General features: G+C 72.4%; 21 protein-coding genes. 7 read left to right on the top strand and 14 right to left on the bottom strand.

What is annotated here, in order from left to right; translation table 11 throughout:
* Nucleotides 1-369 precede the first annotated feature (369 nt).
* The 4 genes from AWQ68_RS44745 to AWQ68_RS07920 all read right to left on the bottom strand — a co-directional run bounded on the left by AWQ68_RS44745 (nucleotide 370) and on the right by AWQ68_RS07920 (nucleotide 3,376).
* A complete protein-coding gene (locus AWQ68_RS44745; protein ID WP_066937018.1) occupies nucleotides 370-627 on the bottom strand; it encodes a DUF6457 domain-containing protein in 258 nt (85 codons plus the stop codon).
* Nucleotides 624-1,220, bottom strand: coding sequence for a molybdenum cofactor guanylyltransferase (gene mobA, locus AWQ68_RS44740; protein ID WP_066937016.1), 597 nt, complete (start codon nucleotides 1,218-1,220; stop codon nucleotides 624-626). Before mobA ends, AWQ68_RS44745 begins: the two co-directional genes overlap by 4 nt.
* Before the next feature lie 95 nt (nucleotides 1,221-1,315).
* A complete protein-coding gene (gene moaA, locus AWQ68_RS07925) occupies nucleotides 1,316-2,305 on the bottom strand; it encodes a GTP 3',8-cyclase MoaA (protein WP_066937013.1) in 990 nt (329 codons plus the stop codon).
* Between the two features lie 213 nt (nucleotides 2,306-2,518).
* Entirely contained in the window at nucleotides 2,519-3,376 is an 858-nt protein-coding gene (locus AWQ68_RS07920; protein ID WP_169808878.1) for a GNAT family N-acetyltransferase, read from the bottom strand.
* Between the two features lie 211 nt (nucleotides 3,377-3,587).
* Between AWQ68_RS07920 and AWQ68_RS07915 the strand changes: the two genes are divergently transcribed.
* Together AWQ68_RS07915 and AWQ68_RS07910 are read left to right on the top strand one after the other, a co-directional pair.
* Entirely contained in the window at nucleotides 3,588-4,643 is a 1,056-nt protein-coding gene (locus tag AWQ68_RS07915) for a type III polyketide synthase (RefSeq protein ID WP_066937006.1), read from the top strand.
* A 7-nt stretch (nucleotides 4,644-4,650) separates the two neighbouring features.
* Nucleotides 4,651-5,211: an isoprenylcysteine carboxyl methyltransferase family protein gene (locus AWQ68_RS07910; protein WP_066937003.1), complete on the top strand. Its 561-nt coding sequence runs from the start codon at nucleotides 4,651-4,653 to the stop codon at nucleotides 5,209-5,211.
* Nucleotides 5,212-5,351: 140 nt separating this feature from the next.
* Here AWQ68_RS07910 and AWQ68_RS07905 read toward each other — a convergent pair whose 3' ends face one another.
* The 3 genes from AWQ68_RS07905 to AWQ68_RS07895 all read right to left on the bottom strand — a co-directional run bounded on the left by AWQ68_RS07905 (nucleotide 5,352) and on the right by AWQ68_RS07895 (nucleotide 9,177).
* Nucleotides 5,352-6,302: a hypothetical protein gene (locus AWQ68_RS07905; protein ID WP_066937002.1), complete on the bottom strand. Its 951-nt coding sequence runs from the start codon at nucleotides 6,300-6,302 to the stop codon at nucleotides 5,352-5,354.
* A 145-nt stretch (nucleotides 6,303-6,447) separates the two neighbouring features.
* Nucleotides 6,448-7,269 (bottom strand): hypothetical protein, encoded by an 822-nt coding sequence (locus AWQ68_RS07900; protein ID WP_066936999.1) that lies wholly within the window; start codon nucleotides 7,267-7,269, stop codon nucleotides 6,448-6,450.
* Nucleotides 7,270-7,350: 81 nt separating this feature from the next.
* Complete coding sequence (locus tag AWQ68_RS07895) at nucleotides 7,351-9,177, bottom strand: AMP-dependent synthetase/ligase (protein ID WP_066936997.1); 1,827 nt, start codon at nucleotides 9,175-9,177, stop codon at nucleotides 7,351-7,353.
* 164 nt (nucleotides 9,178-9,341) lie between these two features.
* Between AWQ68_RS07895 and AWQ68_RS07890 the strand changes: the two genes are divergently transcribed.
* The gene (locus AWQ68_RS07890; RefSeq protein WP_245655800.1) at nucleotides 9,342-10,826 is read left to right on the top strand and encodes a peptide MFS transporter; all 1,485 of its coding nucleotides are present in this window, start codon (nucleotides 9,342-9,344) and stop codon (nucleotides 10,824-10,826) included.
* 6 nt (nucleotides 10,827-10,832) lie between these two features.
* Nucleotides 10,833-11,447: a trimeric intracellular cation channel family protein gene (locus AWQ68_RS07885; RefSeq protein WP_066936995.1), complete on the top strand. Its 615-nt coding sequence runs from the start codon at nucleotides 10,833-10,835 to the stop codon at nucleotides 11,445-11,447.
* On the opposite strand, the gene yczR is transcribed toward AWQ68_RS07885, so the two are convergent.
* On the bottom strand, nucleotides 11,431-12,858 hold the full coding sequence (gene yczR / locus AWQ68_RS07880) for a MocR-like transcription factor YczR (RefSeq protein ID WP_066936992.1): 1,428 nt from the start codon (nucleotides 12,856-12,858) through the stop codon (nucleotides 11,431-11,433). The genes AWQ68_RS07885 and yczR overlap by 17 nt on opposite strands.
* 62 nt (nucleotides 12,859-12,920) lie before the next feature.
* On the opposite strand from yczR, the gene yczE reads away from it, so the two are divergent.
* Nucleotides 12,921-13,538, top strand: coding sequence for a membrane protein YczE (gene yczE, locus AWQ68_RS07875; protein WP_066936989.1), 618 nt, complete (start codon nucleotides 12,921-12,923; stop codon nucleotides 13,536-13,538).
* Nucleotides 13,539-13,548: 10 nt separating this feature from the next.
* Nucleotides 13,549-15,354 (top strand): glycoside hydrolase family 15 protein, encoded by a 1,806-nt coding sequence (locus AWQ68_RS07870; protein WP_066937701.1) that lies wholly within the window; start codon nucleotides 13,549-13,551, stop codon nucleotides 15,352-15,354.
* A 45-nt stretch (nucleotides 15,355-15,399) separates the two neighbouring features.
* On the opposite strand, the gene AWQ68_RS07865 is transcribed toward AWQ68_RS07870, so the two are convergent.
* Both AWQ68_RS07865 and AWQ68_RS07860 read right to left on the bottom strand, forming a co-directional pair.
* Entirely contained in the window at nucleotides 15,400-16,356 is a 957-nt protein-coding gene (locus tag AWQ68_RS07865; RefSeq protein ID WP_245655799.1) for a hypothetical protein, read from the bottom strand.
* Between the two features lie 43 nt (nucleotides 16,357-16,399).
* On the bottom strand, nucleotides 16,400-17,323 hold the full coding sequence (locus AWQ68_RS07860; protein ID WP_066936986.1) for a S66 peptidase family protein: 924 nt from the start codon (nucleotides 17,321-17,323) through the stop codon (nucleotides 16,400-16,402).
* A gap of 61 nt (nucleotides 17,324-17,384) precedes the next feature.
* On the opposite strand from AWQ68_RS07860, the gene AWQ68_RS07855 reads away from it, so the two are divergent.
* Complete coding sequence (locus tag AWQ68_RS07855; RefSeq protein ID WP_066936983.1) at nucleotides 17,385-18,263, top strand: sulfotransferase; 879 nt, start codon at nucleotides 17,385-17,387, stop codon at nucleotides 18,261-18,263.
* Here AWQ68_RS07855 and AWQ68_RS07850 read toward each other — a convergent pair.
* The 4 genes from AWQ68_RS07850 to AWQ68_RS07835 all read right to left on the bottom strand — a co-directional run bounded on the left by AWQ68_RS07850 (nucleotide 18,241) and on the right by AWQ68_RS07835 (nucleotide 23,050).
* A complete protein-coding gene (locus AWQ68_RS07850) occupies nucleotides 18,241-20,121 on the bottom strand; it encodes an ABC transporter ATP-binding protein (protein WP_084463760.1) in 1,881 nt (626 codons plus the stop codon). The genes AWQ68_RS07855 and AWQ68_RS07850 overlap by 23 nt on opposite strands.
* A gap of 52 nt (nucleotides 20,122-20,173) precedes the next feature.
* Nucleotides 20,174-20,992: an enoyl-CoA hydratase/isomerase family protein gene (locus AWQ68_RS07845; RefSeq protein ID WP_066936977.1), complete on the bottom strand. Its 819-nt coding sequence runs from the start codon at nucleotides 20,990-20,992 to the stop codon at nucleotides 20,174-20,176.
* 129 nt (nucleotides 20,993-21,121) lie between these two features.
* The gene (locus AWQ68_RS07840) at nucleotides 21,122-21,337 is read right to left on the bottom strand and encodes a helix-turn-helix domain-containing protein (protein WP_061255603.1); all 216 of its coding nucleotides are present in this window, start codon (nucleotides 21,335-21,337) and stop codon (nucleotides 21,122-21,124) included.
* A gap of 114 nt (nucleotides 21,338-21,451) precedes the next feature.
* Entirely contained in the window at nucleotides 21,452-23,050 is a 1,599-nt protein-coding gene (locus AWQ68_RS07835) for an ABC-F family ATP-binding cassette domain-containing protein (protein ID WP_066936974.1), read from the bottom strand.
* Nucleotides 23,051-23,138: the final 88 nt, after the last annotated feature.

The following is a 23,138-nucleotide window of genomic DNA, read 5'->3' as shown; positions in this document are numbered from 1 at the left end:
TTTTTCTGGAATTTCGCCTTAATTCGAACAGACTCCCGCTTTTCCGCGAACACATCGTTTTCACAGCGTGTCGCGATATTTCCGCGACCTTCGCCCGGACGGGCCCCGCAGCGGCCGTCCAGGGCGTCCGGCGGGGTCAGGGAGTGCCTGACAAATGCTGCCCGTAGCGGGCGTGGATCCCGACGGGATGCGCCGCCCAAGGCGGAGGAGAAGGCCGGAGCGGAGCCTCCGGCCGCCACTCGCGGGCCCACGGAAAGTCGCGGGTGGGGCAACGCAGCGAGGCGCCGTACGGGCCGCGCGCAGCAGGGCTTGATGTGTCGGACCCCGAGTGCGGTCATCCCGGCCGGGGCGCCGCCACGGGATCCGCGGTCAGGCGTCCTTGAGGGTTTCGGTCGTCGCCTGCTCCCAGTTACGGGCCATGGCGGAGAGGCGCTCCAACGCGTCTTCGGGGGCGGTGCCCGCTCCCTGGGCGAGGCCGAGCAGATAGGCGGTGAGCGGCGCGGCGGGCCGGGCCACGCCGTGGGCCACGTCACGGGTCAGGTCGAGCACCGCCGTGCGATCCACCTTCGCGGGGTCGACGCCCAGCTCGCGGCAGACCAGGGCGGTCCACTCCTCCAGCACGTTCATGCGGTCTCCTCGCTCGTCACTCGAGTCCGGCGTGCCCGGTCGAGATCGTCCATAGTGTCGCAGTCGAACCAGGGGGTGCCCCCGCCGGCCTCCGCGGCGAGGCGGACGGTCACCGGTTCGAGCGGGCCGAGCACACCACGAAGCGAGTGTCCGTCGTACCCGGCGAGCGCCTCGCGGAGCGCCCGCGTCCGCCAGACGCCGGTCAGCCACTGCTCGGCGCCCTCGTCGTCGACCAGCACGGCGCCCGCGGCGCCCGCCTCCCGCGCCGCGGCGCGGAGCGCCGTCACGTGATCCGCGGTCAGGAAGGGCAGATCGGCGGCGAGCAGCGCGATCTCGTCGGCCGTGACGAGGGCGAGCCCGGCCCGCAGCGCCGGCACCGGCCCGGACCCGGGCGGCTCCTCCCGGGTGTGCACGGCCCGCTCCAGCCCGCGCCCGGGACGCGGGGGACCGACGACGACGAGGGTCCGCGCGCCGGGCACGGCCGCGGCGACCCGCTCGATCAGGGAGCGCCCCGCGACCGGCTCCGCCGGCTTGTCCAGTCCCCCCAGCCGCCGCGCGTGCCCGCCGGCCAGGATCACCGCGTCGTACGGCACGGCACGCCCAGGGAGTGTCTCGCGGGTGGGGCCACGAGGCCGTGAGGCGCCGTCTGGGCGACCACGGCAGGCCGGGAAGATCCGCGAACCACGGCCTAGCCTCCGATGGCCGACATGGGCCGGGACGGCTGGAGGAAGGACGGGTCGTCGATGCCGTGGCCGGCCTTCTTCCCGCGTACGGCGCTGATCCAGCGGGCGGCGAGGTCGTCGTCGGACGCCCCGGAGCGCAGGGCGGAACGGAGGTCGGACTCCTCCGTGGCGAACAGGCAGTTGCGGATCTGGCCGTCGGCGGTGAGCCGGACGCGGTCGCACGCTCCGCAGAACGGACGGGTGACCGAGCCGATCACGCCCACCCGCGCCGGGCCGCCGTTCACGAGGAAGAGCTCCGCGGGCGCGCTGCCGCGATCGCGCGGATCGTCCTCCGCCAGGTCGAAGGAGCCCTTGAGCAGGCCGAGGATCTCGTCGGCGGTGATCATGTTCTCGCGGCGCCAGCCGTGCTGGGCGTCGAGCGGCATCTGCTCGATGAAGCGCAGCTCGTACCCGTGGTCGAGGCTGAAGCGCAGCAGCGGGGCCGCCTCGTGTTCGTTGACGCCCCGCATCAGCACGGCGTTGATCTTGACGGGGGTGAGCCCGGCCCGGTGGGCCGCGGCGAGCCCATCGAGGACGTCGGGCAGGCGGTCGCGGTGTGCGAGGCGGAGGAACACGGCCGGGTCCAGGGTGTCGAGCGACACGTTGACCCGGTCCAGCCCGGCCTCCGCGAGCGGGGCGGCGAGCCGGGCGAGGCCGATGCCGTTCGTGGTCAGCATGATCTGCGGGCGCGGGCGCAGCCGGGCGGTCGCGGCGACGATCTCCACCAGTTCGCGGCGGAGCAGCGGCTCGCCCCCGGTGTAGCGCACCTCGGTGATGCCGAGCCGCTCCACGCCGATCGTGACCAGGCGGACGATCTCTTCGGCGGTGAGCAGGTCGGGCTTGGGGAGCCAGTCCAGCCCCTCGGGCGGCATGCAGTACGCGCACCGCAGGTTGCACCGGTCGGTCAGCGAGACGCGCAGGTCGGTCGCGACCCGGCCGAATGAGTCAACCAGCAAGGGGGACCTCCCGAACGTTCAGAGACCTCAAGCCTATGACCTGTCGTCTCTGCGCCGGCACCGGCCGCTGACCGGTCCGTCACGGACCCGCCGCGACGTGCGTGTACGCGCGGCGGCCCCGCGTCGGGGGTGAAAGGGCGGCCTGGCCGCCGTCCGCCGCCCCGTGCGACGACCTCGACGCCGTCGTCGGAGACGGGACCGGCGGGCGGCGCGTCAGGCGAGGGCGGGTGAGGGAACGCTGCGGCGCGGGTCGAGGAGGCCGGGATCGGTGGCCATGAAGACGTCCATGGAGTCGCTGTGCCATCCCGCGGCGAGCAGGGGACGGGTCGCCACGTGGGGCCCGGGCAGGCAGACCATGGCCCGGCCGCCGGGCGGTTCCAGCGACGCGAGCACGGCGACGACCGCGTCCCTGGCCGCGTTGACGCCCGCCGCGGGGTCCGTGGCCAGGTGGGTGACGCCGTACTCGGGCCCGGCGCCGCCCACGGCGGCCGCGGCGACCACCGCGCCGTCACGGGAGGCGAGGAGCGCCCGTCCGCCGGGACGGGCCACCCAGGCGGCGTGGTCGGCGGCCCGGTCCACGCCGGTCCACTCACGCTCCAGCGCGGCGACCTCGCCGGGGCCGGTCTCCGAGACGGTCCAGCCGCGTGGGAGGCGAAGGGCGCGCACGTCGCCGCCCAGGTAGAGGAGCGGCCACCAGGCGTCCAGGCCGGACCTCGTGTACAGCGGCAGCGCGTGCGCGTGCAGGCTGCTGAACGTCATTCGCCGGGGGGTGTCCTGCCAGAGGGCCGCGAGCATGGCGTTGCCCGCTCCGCGGCCATGGGATCGGGGGTCGACGAACAGGTCGCAGAGCATCGTCACCGCGTCCGGCCCGTCGCCGATCCGGCGGGTCGCGCCGAAGCCGGTCACCGTGCCGTTCTGCTCGGCGACGACCACCCGGCCGTGGACCAGGAGGTGGCCGACGTACGCGGGATCGGCTCCGGTCCACTCCTCTCCCTGACCGGTGGCTACGGCCACCGCCGCGATGGCGTCGAGATCCTCAAGGGTTGCGTCCCTTATGTCCGTGTTTGTCACGGCCATACTGTGCCACAGGTCTCACCCCGGAAGCTCTCCCCTGGAAGGTCGCGAAACGGTGACGCCATCCCTCCCCGAGAGAGCCTTCGCCCCCTCTTTCCGTACCCGGTGGCCCTCGGACTCTGTCCGGTGAAGCTGGACACCCAGGCATAACCCCCATCAAACTGGGCAAATAGTGATAAAAGGCACATTCCCGCCTCAGGGGGTTTCGATGACGCGAATCACCGCCGTTCAGTGCGTCCTCCCCCCGAACCGGTACGCCCAGGAGGAGATCAGAGACCGGCTGGCGGAGCTGTGCCCGATCCCGGAGGACGCCCGTCCCCTCCTCGACCGGCTGCACGCGAGCACCCGCGTCCGTGAGCGCCACCTCGCGCTGCCGATCGAGGAGTACGCCAAGCTCGACGGGTTCGGGGCGGCGAACGAGGTCTACGTCGACGCCGCGGCCGATCTGGGGGCGGAGGCGGTCGCCGCCGCGCTCGAGGCGGCCGGCCTGGAGGGCTCCGACGTGGACATGATCATCGTCGCCTCCACCACCGGCGTGGCCGCGCCCTCGCTGGACGCCAGGATGGCCGGGCGGCTCGGACTGCGCCCCGACGTCAAGCGGCTCCCGCTCTTCGGCCTCGGCTGCGTCGCCGGAGCGGCCGGGATCTCGCGGCTGCACGACTACCTGCGCGGCGCGCCCGGCGAGGTCGCCGTGCTGCTCACGGTGGAGCTCTGCTCCCTCACCCTGCAACGCGAGGACTGCTCGATCGCGAACCTGATCGCGAGCGGCCTCTTCGGGGACGGCGCCGCCGCCGTCGTGGCATGCGGCGACGAACGGGCCGCATCCGGCCCCACCGTGGTCGCCACGCGCAGTCGCCTCTATCCCGACTCCGAGCGGGTGATGGGCTGGGACGTGCGCGACAGCGGCTTCCAGGTGGTGCTCGACGTGCGCATCCCCGAGCTGGTGCGCGAGCACCTGGCCGACGACATGCGCGGCTTCCTGGCCGACCAGGGGCTGACGACGGAGGACGTGACGGCGTGGGTCTGCCACCCCGGCGGCCCGAAGGTGCTCCAGGCGGTCGCCGCCGCCCTCGATCTGCCCGAGGGCGCGCTTGACGTGACCTGGCACTCGCTCGCGCAGGCGGGGAACCTCTCCTCCGCCTCGGTGCTGTTCGTGCTGCGGGACACGATGGCGTCGCCGCAGCCGCCGCCTCCGGGCACGCCGGGTGTCCTGCTCGCGATGGGCCCCGGCTTCTGCTCCGAGCTCGTCCTGCTCCGCTGGTAGGGACGCCGTGAGCTGGTACGCCCTGCTCGTCCTCGCGGTCGGGGCGGAACGCGTCGCCGAGCTGGTCGTGGCCCGGCGCAACACACGGTGGAGTCTGGCCCGGGGCGGCGTGATCAGCGGACGCGGCCACTACCCACCGCTGGTGGCGCTGCACACCGGGCTGCTCGTCTCCTGCCTGGTCGAGGTGCACCTGGCCGGGCGGCCGTTCGTCCCGGCGCTCGGCCTGCCCATGCTCGCCCTGGTCCTCGCCGCGCAGGGGCTGCGCTGGTGGTGCGTCGCCACGCTCGGCCCCCGGTGGAACACCCGCGTGATCGTGGTGCCGGGCATGCCGCCGGTGCGGCGCGGGCCGTACCGGCCGGGATGGCTGCGCCATCCCAACTATGTGGCGGTGGCGGTGGAGGGCGCGGCGCTGCCGCTGGTGCATTCCGCGTGGCTGACGGCGGCCGGGTTCACCGTGCTCAACGCGGCCCTGATGGCGGTCCGGATCAGGTGCGAGGACGCCGCCCTCGCCACCGCGGCCCGGGCGGCGCCGTCCTCGTGCCCCGCTCCCCCGCCCGACCCCGCCTGACCGTTCAGGAGAAGACGGAAGGCCCGGCTCCCCCGTGAGGGAGCCGGGCCGATTCACGACAGCGCCGATACGCGACGTCCCGGCGCGGCGGAGGGGGCGGCCCGGTCCCCCGGGTCGCGCCCCGCCGTCGCGTCCTCCGCTTAGCGGTGGCCCCAGCCGTAACCGACGACCTTGACGTACTCGGACGCCTCGGAGCCCTTCAGCCGGCGGTCGCCGTCGAAGCGCACGCCCCACGTGCCGGACTGGAAGGCCCGGACCTTGGTGGCGAAGCTGCCGGAGCCGTCGGTCTCGACGGTCTGGACGTACTTCCAGGACCGGGAGCCCCGGGGCAGGAAGTAGACGTCGACGTCCTTGCCGCCGAGCCAGTGCCAGTCGTGCCAGTAGCCCCGGCTCTCGCGGCAGTCGTCGCCCCGGCCCCAGCGGCCGGTGTAGTCGTCCCAGTCGTAGTACCAGTCGCTGTAGCACTGCGCGACCTCGAGCCTGCCCCGCAGGTCAAGCCGGTTCCCCTTCCGAACCGGCTTGGGGGAGGCGGTGAAGTCGCCGATGCGGGTGGCCTTCGGCCCCGTCGGCGCGGGCGGACGCCGCCAGTCGTCGTGCTTCACGGAGAAGGTCCGGTCGGCGGTGATGACCTTGCCGTCGTAGCCGAACGCCTCGACGTGAACCGTCCAGGTGCCCGTCTTGTGGCTCCAGTCGAAGTCCCAGGACTCCGACTTCGTGTCCCACTTGGGGCCGCGCAGCCGCTCCGGGTTGTCGTCCTTGCGCGCCACCCAGTGGCCGTGGCCGCCGCCGTGACCGTGGCCGCCGCCCCGGGGCTCCACTACGTCGATCTTGACGTCCCTGACGTCCTTGGTCCGAACGGTCGCGGTGACGCTGACCGAGCCGTGCCGGCGGACGACCACCGTGCCGGGGTTGACGTCGACCGACACGATCTGGGAATCGGTCCGGTAGAAGGAGGCCTCGGGCGTCTGGGAGACCTCCGGGCTCGGGCTGCGGGAGGCGTCCGGTGTGTCAGCGAAGGCAGGCGTGGCCGTCGCGAGCGCCGTGGCGCCCATGACGGCCACCGCCATAGCGGCGGTGATGCGTTTCACCATGAGGGTTCTTTCCTCTCCCCGTTGTGAACGCGCCCCGCCATTGGGGCGCGCCTACGTCAAAGACGCGCAAAGACAACGGAAAGTTGCTCCCAATTCACAGTGAAAACATCACAAATTCGCAACTAGCCTTCAGGGAGGAGTGATATCAGCCCGAGGCGACGCCGGTGTTCGACGCGTAGTGTCCGGTTCCTCCGAAGTCGACCTGCCAGGTCCCCGCGGTCTTGACCGGCGCCCGGCTCTCGAACCAGCCGTCCTTGTTCGTGACGGCGGTCCCCATGTCCTTCCAGTCGGCCGCGCCCTCCTCGCGGAAGCGGATCGCGACCTCCCGCCCGGCGAACGGCCGGTAGTCGACCTGGCCCTTCGGATCGACTCGCATGAGGGTCCCGGTGACGCGCGTGCCGTCGCCGTCGCGTTTCACATCGATGCCCTCGAACCGCGTCTCCCGGCGGAGGTAGAAGGTCGTGTAGCTGTTGACGGTGGCGCCGTTCGCGTCCTTCGCGGTGGCGACCACGGTCCACTGGCCGCTCGGGTACCAGCGGGACAGCCCCACCTCGGGCTGGAACCGCCACTTCTCCCACCCGCTGGACCGTCCGATGTCCTGGCCGTTCTGCGTGGACCGCGTGCCCGAGACGGAGACGGAGCCGGCGCTCCCGTCGATGAGCGGGCGCACCGGGGAGGCCCCAGGCCCGGCCGGGGCGGCGCCGGTGGACTGTCCGGTGGAGGCGGCCGTCGGCGGGCCGGGCTCGACCTTGACGGTGACCCCGCGGTCGCCGCGCGCACCACGCGCGACCACGTCGACCACCAGCTTCACTGATCCGGACGGGCCGACGACCGGGTCGCCCGGCTGCACGGTGACGGATCGGATGGCCAGCTCGTCGTCGGCCAACGCCGGTGTCTGCGCCGCCCCGAGGGCGGCCAGCGGAACGGCGGCCGCGACGGCCGCCCTGGCGATTAGACGTCTGCTCATGGCCGAAGACCGTAGGCAGGCCCGGGTAATGCCCCCGGGGTGGGAAACCACCCCGGATGGCAAAACGTCACCCGATCCGGCTCACTCGTACAGCGTGGTGATCAGGTCGGCGTACTTCGCGTGGATGACCCGCCGCTTGAGCTTCAGGCTCGGCGTGAGCTCCTCGGTCTCCGGCGTCCACTCGACGGGCAGCAGCCGCCACCTCTTCACCTGCTGCACCCGAGCCAGTTTGGCGTTCGCCGCGTCGACGGCGGCCTCGACCGCCTTCAGCACGTCGGGGTGCCCGGCCAGCTCCGCGAGGTCGTCGAAGTCGATGCCGCGCGCCCGCGCCCATCCCGGGGCCACCTCGGCGTCCAGGGTCAGGATCGCCACCGGGTACGGCCGGCGGTCGCCGTACGCGAGGGCCTGCCCGATCAGGGGGTGTTCCTTGAGCACGTTCTCGATGTTGGCCGGCGAGATGTTCTCGCCGCCCGCGGTGATGATCAGCTCCTTCTTGCGGTCCACGATCCGGACGAAGCCGTCCGCGTCGATGGAGCCGACGTCGCCGGTGCGCAGCCAGCCGTCCGCGTCGAAGAGCCCCTCGTCCGGCCGGTTGAGGTAACCACTGGTGTTGAGGGGGCCGCGGGTGAGGATCTCGCCGTCCTCGGCGATCCGCACCTCCACGCCCGGCTCGGCCCGGCCGACCGAGCCCAGCTTGTACGCCGTGGGGGTGTTGGCGGTGAACGCGCCGGTCGTCTCGGTCATGCCGTACACGTCGATGACCTTCATGCCGAGGCCGGCGAAGAAGCGCTGCACCTCGCCCGGCAGCGGCGCGGCGGCGGTGGCGAGCCACCGGGCCCGGTCGAAGCCGATCAGCGACCTGATGGACGACAGCAGCGCCGCGTCCGCCCGGTCGTAGGCGGCCTGGATCTCGGGCGTGACGGAGGAGCCGTACTGGCCGGCCTCGATGTAGGCGAATCCGGCGGCCATGGCCGCGCGGACCTGCTCCTGCCGCTCCTCCGGCTGGGTGGCGAGCAGCGCCTGGAGCCGGGCGGCCATCTTCTCCCAGACGCGGGGCACGCCGAAGAACATCACCGGCCTGACCTGGGCGAGCGTCGGGGCCAGGTTCGCCAGGTCGGTGCAGAAGTGGACGTGGGAGACCTTGAAGAGCGGCAGGTAGAGGCTGAGCACGCGCTCGGCGATGTGGGCGTAGGTCAGGTAGGAGATCTGCGCGCCCATGGACGGCAGGTTCGTCATCCTGTCGGTGGCGACGGCCTCGTAGGCCAGGTTGGCGTGGGTGAGGGGGACGCCCTTCGGGTCGCCGGTGGTGCCGGAGGTGTACAGGACGGTGGCCACGTCGCCGGGGCGGACCGCCCGCCAGCGCGCCTCGACCGCCTCCGGGTCGGCCGCCAGCCGCTCCGCCCCGAGGGCGAGGAAGTCGTCCCAGCTCAGGAAGCGGTCGTCGCGGGGCGGCGTCCCGTCGAGCACGACGACCTTCTCCAGCAGGGGCAGCCGGGCCAGGATCGGCTCCCACCGGGCCAGCTCGGCGGAGCCGACGACGGCCACCTTGGCCCCGACGTCCCGGGCGATGTACGCCACCTGGTCGGGGGTGAAGGTGCTGTAGACCGAGCAGGCGAAGGCGCCCGCGTGGACCGCCCCGAGGTCGGCCAGGACGTGCTCGCTGCGGTTGACCATCATCAGGGCGACCGCGTCGCCGGGGCCGACGCCCAGCGCGGCGTACGCGGCGGCGATCTCCAGGATCCGCCGCCGCGCCTCGGCGTAGCTCAGCGTGCGCCAGCCGCCTTCCACGGGGTCGGAGTAGGCGGGGGCGTCAGGATGTTCGGCGGCCGTCCGCCTGAGCTGCGCACAGATCGTCAGGCCCGCGATCTCGTTTTCGATCGCGGCGCGCTCCTCAAGGACCCCGGGCATCGCGCCTCCAAGTGCGTGGAGTCTTGGACGAGTGGCATGCATCGCACCACATCGGACCGGCAGCGACAAGACCCTCTTCTCTGGACGTTCCACGCTTGCCCGCGGCGCGACGGGGCAGACATCGGTAATACCCGCCGGGGGCGGTTCGGGGGGTGGTCCCGGGCGTGCGAGAACAGGGCATGGAGTCGTGGGCGCGGGCGCGCGAACGGACGTTCTTCGGACATCCGCGCGGCCTGGCGACGTTGTTCGGCACCGAGATGTGGGAGCGCTTCAGCTATTACGGGATGCGCGCGATCCTCGTGCTCTTCCTCACCGCTCCCCCGGTCCGCGGCGGGATGGGGCTGTCCGGGGTGACCGCGGTCGGCGTCTACGGCGTCTACATCGCCTCGGTCTACCTGCTCGCCCTGGCCGGCGGGTGGATCTCCGACCGGGTCCTCGGCCCGCGCCGGGCCGTGCTGTACGGCGGCAGCGTCATCATGGCCGGGCACGTGAGCATGGCCGTCCCGGTCGGCGGTGGGTTCGTGTGGCTCGGCCTCACCCTGATCGCGCTCGGCAGCGGCATGATGAAGCCGAACATCTCGGCGATGGTCGGCGACCTCTACCGGCACGAGGACGACGCCCGCCGCGACTCGGGCTACTCGGTGTTCTACATGGGCGTCAACGTCGGGGCGTTCGCGGGGATCCAGGTGGTGCCGTGGCTCCAGCGGGGCGACCGCTGGCACCTCGCGTTCGGCGCGGCGGCGGTCGGCATGGCCTTCGGGCTCCTGCAGTACGTGCTGGGCCGGCGACACCTGAAGGGCGCGGGCGAGCACCCCGAGCACAGGCTGACCCCGGAGGAGCGCGCCCGGTTCGTCCGGGTCGCGCTGCCCTCGGGAGGCGCGGCGGTCGTGGCGATGGTCCTGTGGGCGGCCACCGGCGCCCTCACGCTTGACCGGTTCACCATCGTGCTGACGGTGCTGTCCGCCGCGGTGCCGGCGGCGTACTTCGCCTTCCTGTTCATGGGGACGCACGAGATCACGCCGCGGGAGCGGACCCGGCTGGTCGCGTACCTGTGGCTGTTCATCTCGGCCGCGATCTTCTGGATGATCTACGACCAGGCGGGCGGGGCGCTCACGCTCTTCGCCCAGCAGCGGACCGACCTCAACATCCTCGGCTTCGACGTCCCGCCCGGGTGGGTGTCCAACGTCAACTCGATCGCGATCATCATCCTGGCGCCGCTGTTCGCGAAGATCTGGATCAAGGCGGGCGACCGGTTCGGCACGCCGCTCAAGTTCGCGGTCGCGCTCGTGCTGATCGGGCTCAGCTTCGTGGTGATGGCCATGGCGGCGGACGCGGCGTCCGCCGGGCCCAAGGTGTCGATCATGTGGCTGATCTCGGTGTACCTCGTGCAGACCCTCGGCGAGCTCTTCATCAGCCCGGTCGGGCTGTCGGTCACCAACAAGCTCGCCCCGCAGGCGTTCGTCAACCAGATGATGGGCGTCTGGTTCCTCGCGGTCGCCCTGGGCGACTCCGTCGGCGGGCAGGCGTACCGGCTCACCGGCGTGGTGCCGATGCCGTGGTACTACCTGATCCTCGCCCTCGTCGCGGTGGTCGCGGGATTCGTCATGCTGGCCTGCACGCGGAGGCTCTCGCGGCTTATGGGAGACTGAGCAGACGTGACCCCCGTGCTCGACCTCGCCGGAATCTTCGTCTTCGCCCTGTCCGGAGCGCTTGAAGGCGTCCGCAAACGGCTCGACGTCGTCGGCATGGTGGTCCTGGCCTTCTTCACCGCGGTCGGCGGCGGCGTCATGCGCGACCTGTTCATCGGCGTACCGCCCGCCGCGTTCCGCGACCTGGGATACCTCCTGGTGCCGATCGCGGCCACCGTCATCGCGTTCTTCTGGCATCCGCAGGTCGAGCGGGCCATGCCGGGCGTGCTGGTGTTCGACGCGGCGGGTCTCGGCCTGTTCTGCGCGGTGGGGACGACCAAGGCGCTGCAGTTCGGCCTGGCCCCCTTGCACGCCGTGCTCCTCGGCGTCTGCACCGCGGTCGGCGGCGGCGTCATCCGCGACGTCCTGTCCGGCGGGATGCCGACCCTGCTCTACGACCGCCAGCTCTACGCCCTGCCCGCGCTGCTCGGCGCGACCGCGATGGCCGTGCTGTACACGGCGGGCGTGCGCGGGTTCGTCGCCACCCTGTCCTCGGCCGTGCTCGCCTTCACGTTCCGCATCCTCGCCATGCGGTACGGCTGGCGCGCGCCGCTGGCGAGGGGGATCAGAGGGTCGGTGTGAGCGGCTCGGCCGGGCGGTAGCCGTACGAGCCGGTGCCGGCGGCGATGCGGCGGACGGCGTCGGTGAGGACGTCGGGCGGCTGGGTGAACGGGATCCTGACGTAGTGTTCGAGCGTCCCGTCCACGCCGAACCACGGACCGGGCGCGATCCGCACGCCCCGCGCCGCCGCCGCGTCGGAGATCGGGGTGGCGACCGGCGCGTCCAGCCTGATCCACAGCGAGCCGCCTCCGGGCGGCGGCGTGAAGGTCCACGAGGGCAGGTCCGCGCGCAGCGCCGCGACGAGCGCCGCCCGCGAGGCGCGCAGCGAGCGGCACCGGTCGGCGCGGGTCTCCTCCAGCCGGTCGAACAGGTGGGCCACCGCGAGCTGCTCGACGATCGCGCCGGAGATGTCCACGGAGGCCCGGAAGAGGGCGAGCCTGCGAACCAGCGCGGCGGTGGCGCGGATCCAGCCCACACGCAGGCCGCCCCACCAGAGCTTGGACGCCGAGCCGATGCTGATCACCCGGCCGTCGGTGTCGAAGGAGGCGATCGGCCTGCGGGGGCCGACGTCGTCGAGCGCCAGCTCGGCCCAGGTCTCGTCGGCCAGCAGGATCGTGTCGTGGCGGCGCGCGGCGGCCACCAGCGCGGCCCGGTCCTCGTCCCCCATCAGGTGGCCGGTGGGATTGTGGAAGTCCGGGATGACGTACGCGAGCCGGGCGGCCGACTGCCGGAGCGCGCACTCCAGCAGGTCGAGGTGCCAGCCGTCCTCCTGGATGCCGACCGGGACGAGCCGGGCGCCGCGCAGCCGCGCGACGTCGACGGCGTGCGGGAAGGTGGGCGACTCCACCAGCACCGGGTCCTGCGGGCCGACGAGCAGTGACATGACGAGGTGGATGGCGTGCTGGGCGCCCGCGGTGATCATGATCTGCTCGGGGCGGGTGGCGACGCCGCGCTCGCTGTACCTGCGGGCGACGGCCTCCCGCAGCGGCGCGACGCCGATCGGGTCGTAGCCCATGCCCAGCGCGTACCGGTGGTGGGCCTCGGCCGCCGCCGCGATGGCGTCCCCCAGGTACGGCGTGGCGGGCGGCGCGGCGCAGTGCAGCGGCAGCCGTCCCTCGTCGTCGGGCGCGACCCAGGGGCCCTCCACGCCGAGCGCGGCGGGGTCGGGCAGCACGGTCCAGCTTCCGGCCCCCTGGCGGCTCTCCAGATAGCCCTGCTCCCGCAGCCGGTCGTAGGCGGTGGTGACGGTGGTGCGGCTGACGCCCAGCTCCTCGGCGAGGTGCCGCTCCGCGGGAAGTCGCACGCGTACGGCGAGGCGGCCGTCGAGGATCAGCGACCGCACCGACTCGGCGAGTGCCTTGTAGTAGGGCCGCGTCTCGGGCGGGATCTGGACGAGGCGAGCCAGTTGACGCGCACTAAGATATCGGTCCATAAGGCCAATTGTCCCGATTGGCCCTTTATTTGCAAGTCAATGGCCCGGATCATGGAACCACTATGAGCGAACTCTCACTACCCCGGGCGGGTTCCCTGCCGGCCCGGCTCCTGCGGCTGTACGTCGGGCTGGCCGGCTACGGCGCCGGGATCGGCCTGCTGGTCCACTCCGGGCTCGGCCTCGACCCCTGGGAGGTGTTCCACCAGGGGATGTCCATCCGCACCGGCTGGTCGATGGGCCTGTGCATCAACCTCGTCGGCGCCCTCGTGCTGCTGCTGTGGATCCCGCTGCGCCAGCGCCCCGGCCTCGGCACGATCAGCAACGTCCTGGTGGTCGGGACCTGCGCCGACGCCACCATGGCGCTGGTTCCCGCGCCGTCCTTCTGGGTGGTGAAGTGGGCGTTCCTGCTCGGCGGCATCGTCTGCATCGCCGCCGCGTCCGGCCTCTACATCGGCGCCGGCTTCGGACCGGGGCCGCGCGACGGGCTGATGACCGGCCTGCACCGCCTCGGCCTGTCCATCCGCGTGGCCCGGACCCTGGTGGAGCTGAGCGTGCTCGCCGTGGGCTGGCTCCTGGGCGGCACCGTCGGCGTCGGGACGATCATCTTCGCCCTCACGATCGGACCGACGACCCAGTTCTTCATGAAAACTCTGCGCGCCCTTCCCGCCCGTACGTATTAGCGTGATCCGCATGCGGATCGAGGACTACGCGCTCATCGGAGACATGCAGTCCGCCGCCCTCGTGGGGCGGAACGGCTCGATCGACTGGCTCTGCCTCCCCAGGTTCGACTCCCCCGCCTGCTTCGCCGCGCTCCTCGGCGACGCCTCAAACGGCCGCTGGAAGCTCGCCCCCGCGAGCGCCTTCGGCGGGAACGGCCCGGGCGGCCGAGGCCACGGGGGCGAACCGGAGCCCATGGCCACCCGGCGGTCCTACCGGGACGAGACACTGATCCTGGAGACCGTGTGGGAGACGCCGACCGGCGCGGTCAAGGTGATCGACTTCATGCCGCCCCGGCAGTCCAACCCCGACCTGGTCCGGATCGTCGAGTGCCTGTCGGGCAGCGTCGAGATGGCCACCGAGATCCGCATCCGCTTCGACTACGGCCGGATCGTGCCCTGGGTCCGCCGCGTGGACGGCCACCTGCTGGCCGTCGGCGGGCCCGACTCGGTGTGGCTGCACTCCGGCGTCCCGCTGAAGGGCGGCGACTACCGCCACACCGGGACCTTCACCGTCTCGGCCGGGGACCGGGTGCCGTTCGTGTTCACCTGGCACCCCTCCCATCTGGAGGCCCCCGAGCGCATCGACGCGTTCGAGCAGTTGACGGAGACCGAGCAACTCTGGAAGGAGTGGGTCTCCACCTGCGACTACCAGGGGCGATGGCGTGACGCGGTGGTCCGCTCGCTGATCACCCTCAAGGCGCTGACCTACTCCCCGACCGGCGGCATCGTCGCCGCCCCCACGACCTCGCTGCCGGAGGACTTCGGCGGCGTGCGCAACTGGGACTACCGCTACTGCTGGCTGCGCGACGCCACGATGACCCTCGACGCCCTCGTCGGCACCGGCTATCTCGACGAGGCCCGCGCCTGGCGCGAGTGGCTGCTGCGCGCCATCGCCGGCCGCGCCGAGGACCTGCAGATCATGTACGGCGTGGCCGGCGAGCGGCGGCTGCCCGAGATGACGCTCGACTGGCTCTCGGGCTACGAGGAGTCCCGCCCGGTCCGCATCGGGAACGGCGCGGCGGGCCAGCTCCAGCTCGACGTCTACGGCGAGGTGGTCAACTCCCTGTACGTCGCCCGCCGCGGGGGCCTGCCGCCCAACAGCCACGCCTGGTCGCTGGTGCGCAAGCTGATGGACTTCCTGGAGAGCGGGTGGGAGCGGCCGGACGAGGGCCTGTGGGAGGTCCGCGGCCCCCGGCGGCACTTCGTCCACTCCAAGGTCATGGCGTGGGTGGCCGCCGACCGCGCCGTCCGCCTGGTCCGCGAGCTGGAGCGCACCGGCCCGATCGAGCGCTGGGCGGCGCTGCGCGACCGCATCCACGCCGAGGTGTGCCACAAGGGCTACGACTCCGAGCGCGGCACCTTCACCCAGTCGTACGGCTCACGCGAGCTGGACGCGGCGCTGCTGATGATCCCGATCGTCGGATTCCTCCCGCCGCAGGACCCCCGGGTGCACTCCACGATCGAGGCGATCGAGCGCGAGCTGATGGCGGACGGCTTCGTGCTGCGCTATCCGACCGCCGAGGACAACCCGGTGGACGGCCTGCCGGGCGGCGAGGGCGCGTTCCTCGCCTGCAGCTTCTGGCTGGCCGAGGCGCGGGCGATGGTGGGCCGCAGGAAGGAGGCGGTCGAGCTGTTCGAGCGGCTGCTGTCCCTGCGCAACGACGTCGGCCTGCTCGCCGAGGAGTACGACCCGCGCCGGGGCCGGCTGGCGGGCAACTTCCCGCAGGCGTTCAGCCACGTGCCGCTGATCCACACCGCGCAGGCCCTCAGCCTCTGACCCCCGGCCCCGGGCTCAGGGCCCGGTCTCTCAGGGCCCGGTGTCTCAGGGCCGGGCCTGGCCGGCGATCCTGGCCAGCAGCCGGGCGAACTCCGGCGGCGGCGCGATGACGAGGCGGGTCTGGCCGTCCTGCGCGATCACGTCCGCCTGGATGCGGGTGAGCCGCCACCCGTGCCCGGCGTCGATGTGCCACCAGTAGACGTGGGGGCTGAGCCCGTCGCGCCGCTCGTCGTACTCCCGCTGAGCGAAGATCCGCAGCCGCTCGATCGCGCGCACCACGCCGATGCCGTCCACGGGGTGGAGGGCCAGCACGCCGGGGTGGGGCAGCGCGACCAGCATGCCGTCGTCGGGGACCGGCACGTAGCGCTCCAGGCTGCGCAGGTGGGCCGCCGCGCTGGGCGCGGCGAGCAGCCCCGCCCGCACCCCGCCGAGGTCGATCCGCGACACCGCGGGCCGCTCGTCGGCCAGGGCGTTGGCCACGGCGACGTCGAGCGCCTCGGCCGGGGGGATGGGCCAGCAGAACGCCTCCTCCGGGCGTACCGGCCGGGCTCCGACGGTGAGCACCTCGATCAGGTCGGCGCTGAGGTGGCGGCCGATGATGCGGGACGGGTCGGGGATCGCCGGGTCGTCGGCGGCGCGCACCCGGGTGCGCAGCAGCGGCCGGATCGGCGCCAGGTTGCACGCGTCGAACGGCTCGCCCGACACGGCGTGGGCGAGGTGCTCGGAGACCAGCATCGGCCAGTCCTCACGGGACCGGCGGGCGGCCTCGCGCCGCAGCCCGACCAGGTTGACCACCCGCACCTCGCCCGGCCGGTCGTCACGGCCGTTTCCGGGCGGCGGGGACCCCATCGTCAGGGACGTCCCGTCCGGGGCGAACGAGCAGGTGAAGCCCATGGTCTCGGCGACCAGGGCGAGCAGGGAGTCGAGGTCGACGTCCTCGACGGATCTCGGTGCGGGAAGGTCAGGCCGCTTCCGGCCGCGCAGTCGCCGCAAGAGTCCCAAAGCACCATCCCTCCAGCCGCGCCAGGATTTTTCCGGGCGCGTTTCAGGGTGCCCTCTCCGGATCGCGGAAAAGGCCGGTCAGAGAACACGATTGCGTATCAATAACCCCATCCGCCTCCATCCACACACTGAATTGTGGTGAGCCGTGGCCGATGGGGAGGCCGGCGACCATCGGGACCCCGAGCGGGGCCAGCCGCTCGGCCACGACGTCGAGCACCTCGTCCGGGTCCCCGCAGTGCGTCCACGACCCGAGCGCGAACCCCGCCGCGCCGTCCAGGACGCCCGTCTGCAGGAGCTGCGTCAGCATCCGGTCGATCCGGTACGGCGCCTCCCCCACGTCCTCCAGGACGACGATGTGGCCGTCCGCGCGGAAGCCGTACGGCGTGCCGCAGAGGGCGGCGAGCAGGCTGAGGTTACCGCCGCCCAGCGGGCCCTCGGCCCGGCCCTGGAGGAGGACGCGGTCCCCGTGGACGGGCTCGGGCCGCTCGCCCGCGAACAGCGCCGCGCGCAGCCGGGCCAGCGTCTCCGGCTCGGGGCCCTCCGGGACGCCGAGGAGGGAGCAGGCGGGCATCGGGCCGAAGAGCGTCGCGACGCCGAGCTCCGCGGCGAACGCCCGGTGGAGCGCGGTGACGTCGCTCGACCCGAGCAGGATCTTCGGCCCGGCGGCGCGCATCGCGTCCCAGTCCAGCGCCCCGAGCAGCCGGGTGGCGCCGTAGCCGCCTCTGGCGCAGATCACCGCGGACACCTGCGGATCGCACCAGGCGGCCTGGAGGTCGGCGACCCGGGCGGAGTCGGGCCCGGCGAGGAACCCCTGACTGCCGAGCGCCCGCGAACCGACGATCACGTCGAGGCCGAGCCCGCGGAGAACGCCGGTGCCGCGTTCCAGCCGCTCGGGATCCACCGGGCCGGACGGGGCCACTACGGCGACGGTGTCACCGGGACGCAGCCGGCGCGGACGTTCAGCCACGACGCGACCTGGTGTCGCTGCGTTCGTTCACCTCGCAAAGGGTGTCAGACTAGCCGTACCTATGCGACCTCCGACACACATCCTGGTTGTCAACGGCGTCAAGGTCCATCGTCCGGTGTTCGTGCTCGGCGCTCCGCATTCCGGGGCCGACCTGCTGGCCCGCGTGCTGAAACGTTCCGCCGGCTTCCACGTGACGATGGGCCGCCCCGCCGTCGCCCGCGTCGTCTACGCGTTCGCGCGCCGGCCGTCGATCGCGCGCAGCGGCGGCGCGCCGAGCGTGATCAGGGACGCGCTGGCGGAGGCGTGGCGGATCGGCCCGGACGCCTGCGCCGGGTGCCCCGCCGCCTGCCGGGAGGCGAGCGGCGTCGTCGGGGACGGCCCGTGCGTGCGGGACCCGGCGCCCGCGGTGTTCGGCGACGCCGGGCCCGACCTGCTCTACAGCGCGCCGGTGCTGCTCCAGGCGTTCCCCGACGCCAGGTTCGTCCAGGTCATCAGGGACGGCCGGGACGTGGTCGCCGACATGCTGGCCGACCCCGCGTGCATGGCCTGGTTCCGCCCCCACATGCTCAGCGAGGACGCCGAGTTCCCCAGCGCCTTCCTCGGTGTGCGGTCGGCCGAGCATCGGGAGCGCTGGCTGAAGATGCCCGCCGCGGGCAAGTGCGCCCTGCGCTGGCGGGCCGCCGTACGGCTCAACGCGACCCTGCGCAGGGAGCTGCCGCGTGAGCAGTTGCTGACGCTCCGCTACGAGGACGTGCTGGCCGAGCCGGGCGAGGCCGTGGCGGCGACGTCGGAGTTCCTCTCCGCCCCGCTCTCCTCGGTCGCCCTGTACGGCACGGCGCCCTCGCCTGCCGGGGCGTGGCGGGCGCGGCTGTCCGCCACCGATCTCGCGCTGGCCGAGAAGGTGGCGCGCGAGGAGCTCACGCGTCTGGGCTACCTGTGAACTGGGTCCGGTAGAGCTCGGCGTAGGCGCCGTCGCGGGCGAGCAGCTCGTCGTGGCCGCCCCGCTCGACGACCTGGCCGTCCTGAATCACCAGGATCGTGTCGGCCTCCCTGATCGTGGAAAGCCGGTGCGCGATCACGAGCGAGGTACGGCCGGCGAGCGCGATCTTCAGCGCCGTCTGCACCGCCGCCTCGGACTCGGAGTCGAGGTGGGCGGTGGCCTCGTCCAGCACGACGACGCTGGGGGCCTTGAGCAGCAGCCTGGCCAGCGCGACCCGTTGCTTCTCGCCGCCGGAGAGCCGGTACCCGCGGTCGCCGACGACCGTGTCCAGCCCCTCGGGGAGCGCGCTCACGAGGTCGCCGATCTGCGCCGCCCGCAGCGCCTCCCAGATCTCCTCGTCGGTCGCCTCCGGCCGGGCGTAGCGCAGGTTGTTGCCGATCGTGTCGTGGAACAGGTGCGAGTCCTGCATGACGACGCCGACCGTGTCCCTGATGCTGTCCATGGTGGCGTCCCTGACGTCGCGTCCGTTGAGCCGGACGGCGCCCTCGTTCACGTCGTAGAGGCGGGAGACCAGCGACGTGATCGTGGTCTTGCCCGCGCCGGAGTGGCCGACCAGGGCGACCAGCTCCCCGGGCCGCGCGGTGAACGACACCCCGTTCAGCACCGGCTGCGACGGGCCGGTGTCCGGCCGGGCGACGGATTCGAGCGAGGCCAGCGACACCTCGGACGCCGCCGGGTAGCGGAAGTGGACGTCGTCGAACTCGATCGTCACCGGCCCGGCCGGGACGGGGCGGGCGTCGGGCGCCTGCGCGACCATGGGCTTCAGGTCGAGCACCTCGAAGACGCGGTCGAAGCTGACCAGCGCGGTCATCACGTCGACGTGGACGTTCGACAGGCTGGTGAGCGGGCCGTACAGCCGCATCAGCAGGGCGGCGAGGGCGACCAGCGTGCCCAGCTCGAAGGCGCCGTTCACGGCGAGGGTGCCGCCGAGCCCGTAGACGAGCGCGGTGGCGAGCGCGGCGACCAGGCCGAGCGCGATCCGGAAGACCGCGCCGTACATCGCGACGACCACGCCGACGTCGCGCACCCGTCCGGCCCGCCCGGCGAAGTGGACCGCCTCGTCATCGGGCCTGCCGTACAGCTTGGCCACCATGGCGCCGGCGACGTTGAACCGCTCGGTCATCATCGAGCTCATCTCGGCGTCGAGCTGCATCTGCTCGCGGGTGAGGGCCGACATGCGGCGCCCGACCCATTTCGCCGGGAAGATGAAGATCGGCAGCAGGACGAGGGCGACCAGGGTGATCTGCCAGGACAACGCCAGCATGGCGCCGAGCACCACGACCAGGCTGACGACGTTGGAGACCACGGACGACAGGGTGCTGGTGAGCGCCCGCTGCGCGCCGATGACGTCGGTGTTGAGCCGGGACACCAGCGCACCCGTCTGCGCCCGCATGAAGAACGCCACCGGCATGCGCTGGACGTGGTCGAAGACCTCGGTGCGGAGGTTGTAGATCAGGCCCTCGCCGATGCGGGCCGAGAACCACCGCTGGCCCAGGCCGATCAGCGCGTCGACCACGGCGAGCGCCGCGATGCCGACGGCCAGCCAGACCACGACGTCGACCCGGCGCGGCACGATGCCGTCGTCGATGACCGACTTCATCAGCAGCGGGTTGGCGACCACGATCAACGCGCCGACCACCACCAGCGCGAGGAAGCCGCCGATCTGCCGCTTGAACGGCCGGGCGTACCCCGCGATGCGCCGGACGGTGCCGGGCGCGAGCCGTTCCTTGGTCACCGAGCTGTCACGCCGGAGAGACCGCATCACCTGGGGGCCGTAGCCCCCACCCATCATCGCCACGCTCATCCTCCCGCTTGTGAAGCACCGGGGAGGATACCGCCGATTCCCGGCGTCAGCTGGAGGCGAACAGGGCTCGGATGCGGAGCGCCTGCTCGGCGCGCTCGGCGGCGGCCTGCTCCTCCAGGGTTCGCCCCGGAGCGGCCCGAAGCAGCCGCTTGGTCGCGGTCGCGGCGTCCCGGTTCGTGGCGAGCAGCGCCGCCGCGAGGTCCCGTACGGCCGCCGGCAGCTCCTCGCCGGGGACCACCAGCTCGGCCAGGCCGAGCCGGTACGCCTCCTCGGCGCCGACGGTGCGCGCGGTCAGGCAGATCTCGATCGCCCGGGAGACGCCCACGATGTCGACGAGCGGCTTGGTGCCGGTGAGATCGGGGACCAGCCCGAGCGCCGGCTCCTTCATGCAGAACTTCACGTCCTCCGCGACGACCCGCAGGTCGCAGGAGAGCGCGAGCTGGAACCCGGCCCCGATCGCGTGGCCCTGGACGGCGGCGATGGAGACGATGTCAGGCCGGCGAAGCCACAGGAAACCGCGCTGGGCCTCGGCGACCGCCTGCTCGAAGGCCGCGTCGTCGAGCCTGGCGACCGTGCCGAAGGATCCCTGCCCGGGCACCCCCTCGGGCGTGAACATCCGCAGGTCGATGCCCGCTGAGAAGGACGGCCCCTCACCACGGATCACGACCACCCGTACCTGGCCGGGGAGACTCTCCCCGATCCGGGCCAGTGCCGACCAGGTGGCGAACGTCTGGGCGTTACGCCGTTCCGGCCGGTCAAGGGTGATGGTCGCGATCTCGCCGTCCACCTCACAGCGCAGACCGATCTCCGCGAGCTCAGTCGCCGAGATCGCCTCCGTGCTCCCCCCAAGTGTCGCGTCCGCCATCCACAGCTCCTGCGTCCGTCTTCTCCGCGGTCCCGCCCGAGCCTACCGAATATCGTTCTGATGGCTCTTGGCGGGACCGTACGACGTCTGGAACGTGCGGCTGCGGTCGCGCGCCCGCGAGGCGGATCTCTAGCGCTTGGACTTCCCTCGGGTCGCCCCGCCGCGCCCGCGCAGAGCCACTCCGGACTCGCTCAGGATGCGGTGGATGAACCCGTAGGACCGGCCGGTGGAAGCGGCCAGCGCACGGATGCTCTCACCCGCGGCGTACCGCTTCTTGAGATCGCTGGCCAGCTTTTCACGGTCGGCCCCGGTCACCCGGGTGCCCTTCTTCAGAGTCTCGGCCACGAGTACCTCCTGTAGTGCCAGACTTCCGCAGCGTTACTCAGGCCATGATCAGTCATTTCCGCGGGATCGGCTACCTACTCAGCCGGAAAAGATCCCTACCCGCTCAAATTAAGATCAGGCGAGGGCCACAAGATCGGAAAATTCGTCACTCCACGCGTCCTCTACCCCGTCGGGCAAGAGGATCACCCGGTCGGGCTGAAGTGCGTCGACGGCCCCCTCGTCGTGCGTGACGAGCACGATCGCGCCCGCGTACGAACGCAACGCCGACAGGACCTGCTCCCGCGAGGCCGGATCGAGGTTGTTCGTGGGCTCGTCGAGCAGCAGCACGTTGGCGCTCGACAGCACCAGCGTCGCCAGGGCGAGCCGCGTCTTCTCCCCGCCGGACAGGACGCCCGCGGGCTTGTCCACGTCGTCGCCGGTGAACAGGAACGAGCCGAGCACCTTGCGCAGGTCCACGTCGGCCAGGTCGGGGCCGGCCGAACGCATGTTCTCCAGGACCGTGCGGTCGGGGTCGAGCGTCTCGTGCTCCTGGGCGTAGTAGCCCAGCTTGAGGCCGTGGCCGGGCCGCACCTCGCCGGTGTCGGGCTGCTCCAGGCCCCCGAGCAGGCGCAGCAGCGTGGTCTTGCCCGCGCCGTTGAGGCCCAGGATGACCACCCGGGAGCCGCGGTCCACGGCGGCGTCCACATCGGTGAAGACCTCCAGCGAGCCGTACGACTTCGACAGCCCGGTGGCGGTGAGCGGGGTCTTGCCGCAGGGGGCGGGCTCGGGGAAGCGCAGCTTGGCGACCCGGTCGCTGCGCCGCTCGCCCTCCACCCCCGCCAGCATCCGGCGGGCGCGGCGCTCCATGTCCTGCGCGGCCTTGGCCTTGGTGGCCTTGGCCCGCATCCGGTCGGCCTGGGCCAGCAGTACCGACGCCTGCTTCTCCGCGTTGGCCCGCTCGCGCTTGCGACGCTTCTCGTCGGTCTCGCGCTGGGCGAGGTAGGCCTTCCAGCCGACGTTGTAGGTGTCGATCACGCAGCGGTTGGCGTCCAGGTGCAGAACCCGGTTTACCGTCGCTTCAAGTAGGTTGACATCGTGGCTGATGATCACCAAGCCGCCCTGGTGGGATCGCAAAAAATCACGAAGCCACCCGATCGAGTCGGCATCGAGGTGGTTTGTCGGCTCGTCAAGCAGGAGAGTCTCCGCTCCGCTGAAGAGAATCCGGGCCAGCTCGACCCGGCGGCGCTGCCCTCCTGAGAGGGTCTCCAGGGGCTGCGCGAGCACCCGGTCGGGCAGGCCGAGGCTGGAGGCGATGGAGGCGGCCTCCGACTCGGCCGCGTACCCGCCGAGGACGTGCAGCCGGTCCTCCAGCCGGCCGTACGCGCGGACGGCCCGGTCGCGGACGCGCGAGTCGTCGGCGGCCATGCCCTGCTCGGCGGCGCGCAGATCGCGCAGCACCTCGTCCAGCCCGCGGGCGGACAGGATGCGGTCGCGGGCGAGGGTGGTCAGGTCGCCCGAGCGGGGGTCCTGCGGGAGGTAGCCGACGCTGCCGGTGGCCGTGACGGAGCCGACGGCGGGGATGCCCTCGCCCGCGAGCACCTTGGTCAGGGTGGTCTTGCCGGCGCCGTTGCGGCCGACCAGGCCGATCTTGTCGCCCGGGTTCACCCGGAACGAGGCGCCCTCGATGAGCAGCCGGGACCCGGCGCGCAGCTCGATATCAGTAGCAATGATCATGATCAGGGGAACATCCCGTGTGGTGGGGTCAGGACCGGCGCGTGGTCGCACGGACGCCCGGAAGGGTGCGAGAGCGGGGCCGTGCGAA

The organism is Microtetraspora fusca (genome assembly GCF_001570365.1).
In the GTDB taxonomy this organism is placed as follows: Bacteria; Actinomycetota; Actinomycetes; order Streptosporangiales; family Streptosporangiaceae; genus Microtetraspora; species Microtetraspora fusca.
The sequence above is the reverse complement of the archived record's forward strand: the minus strand, read 5'-3'. Positions and strand labels throughout refer to the sequence as shown.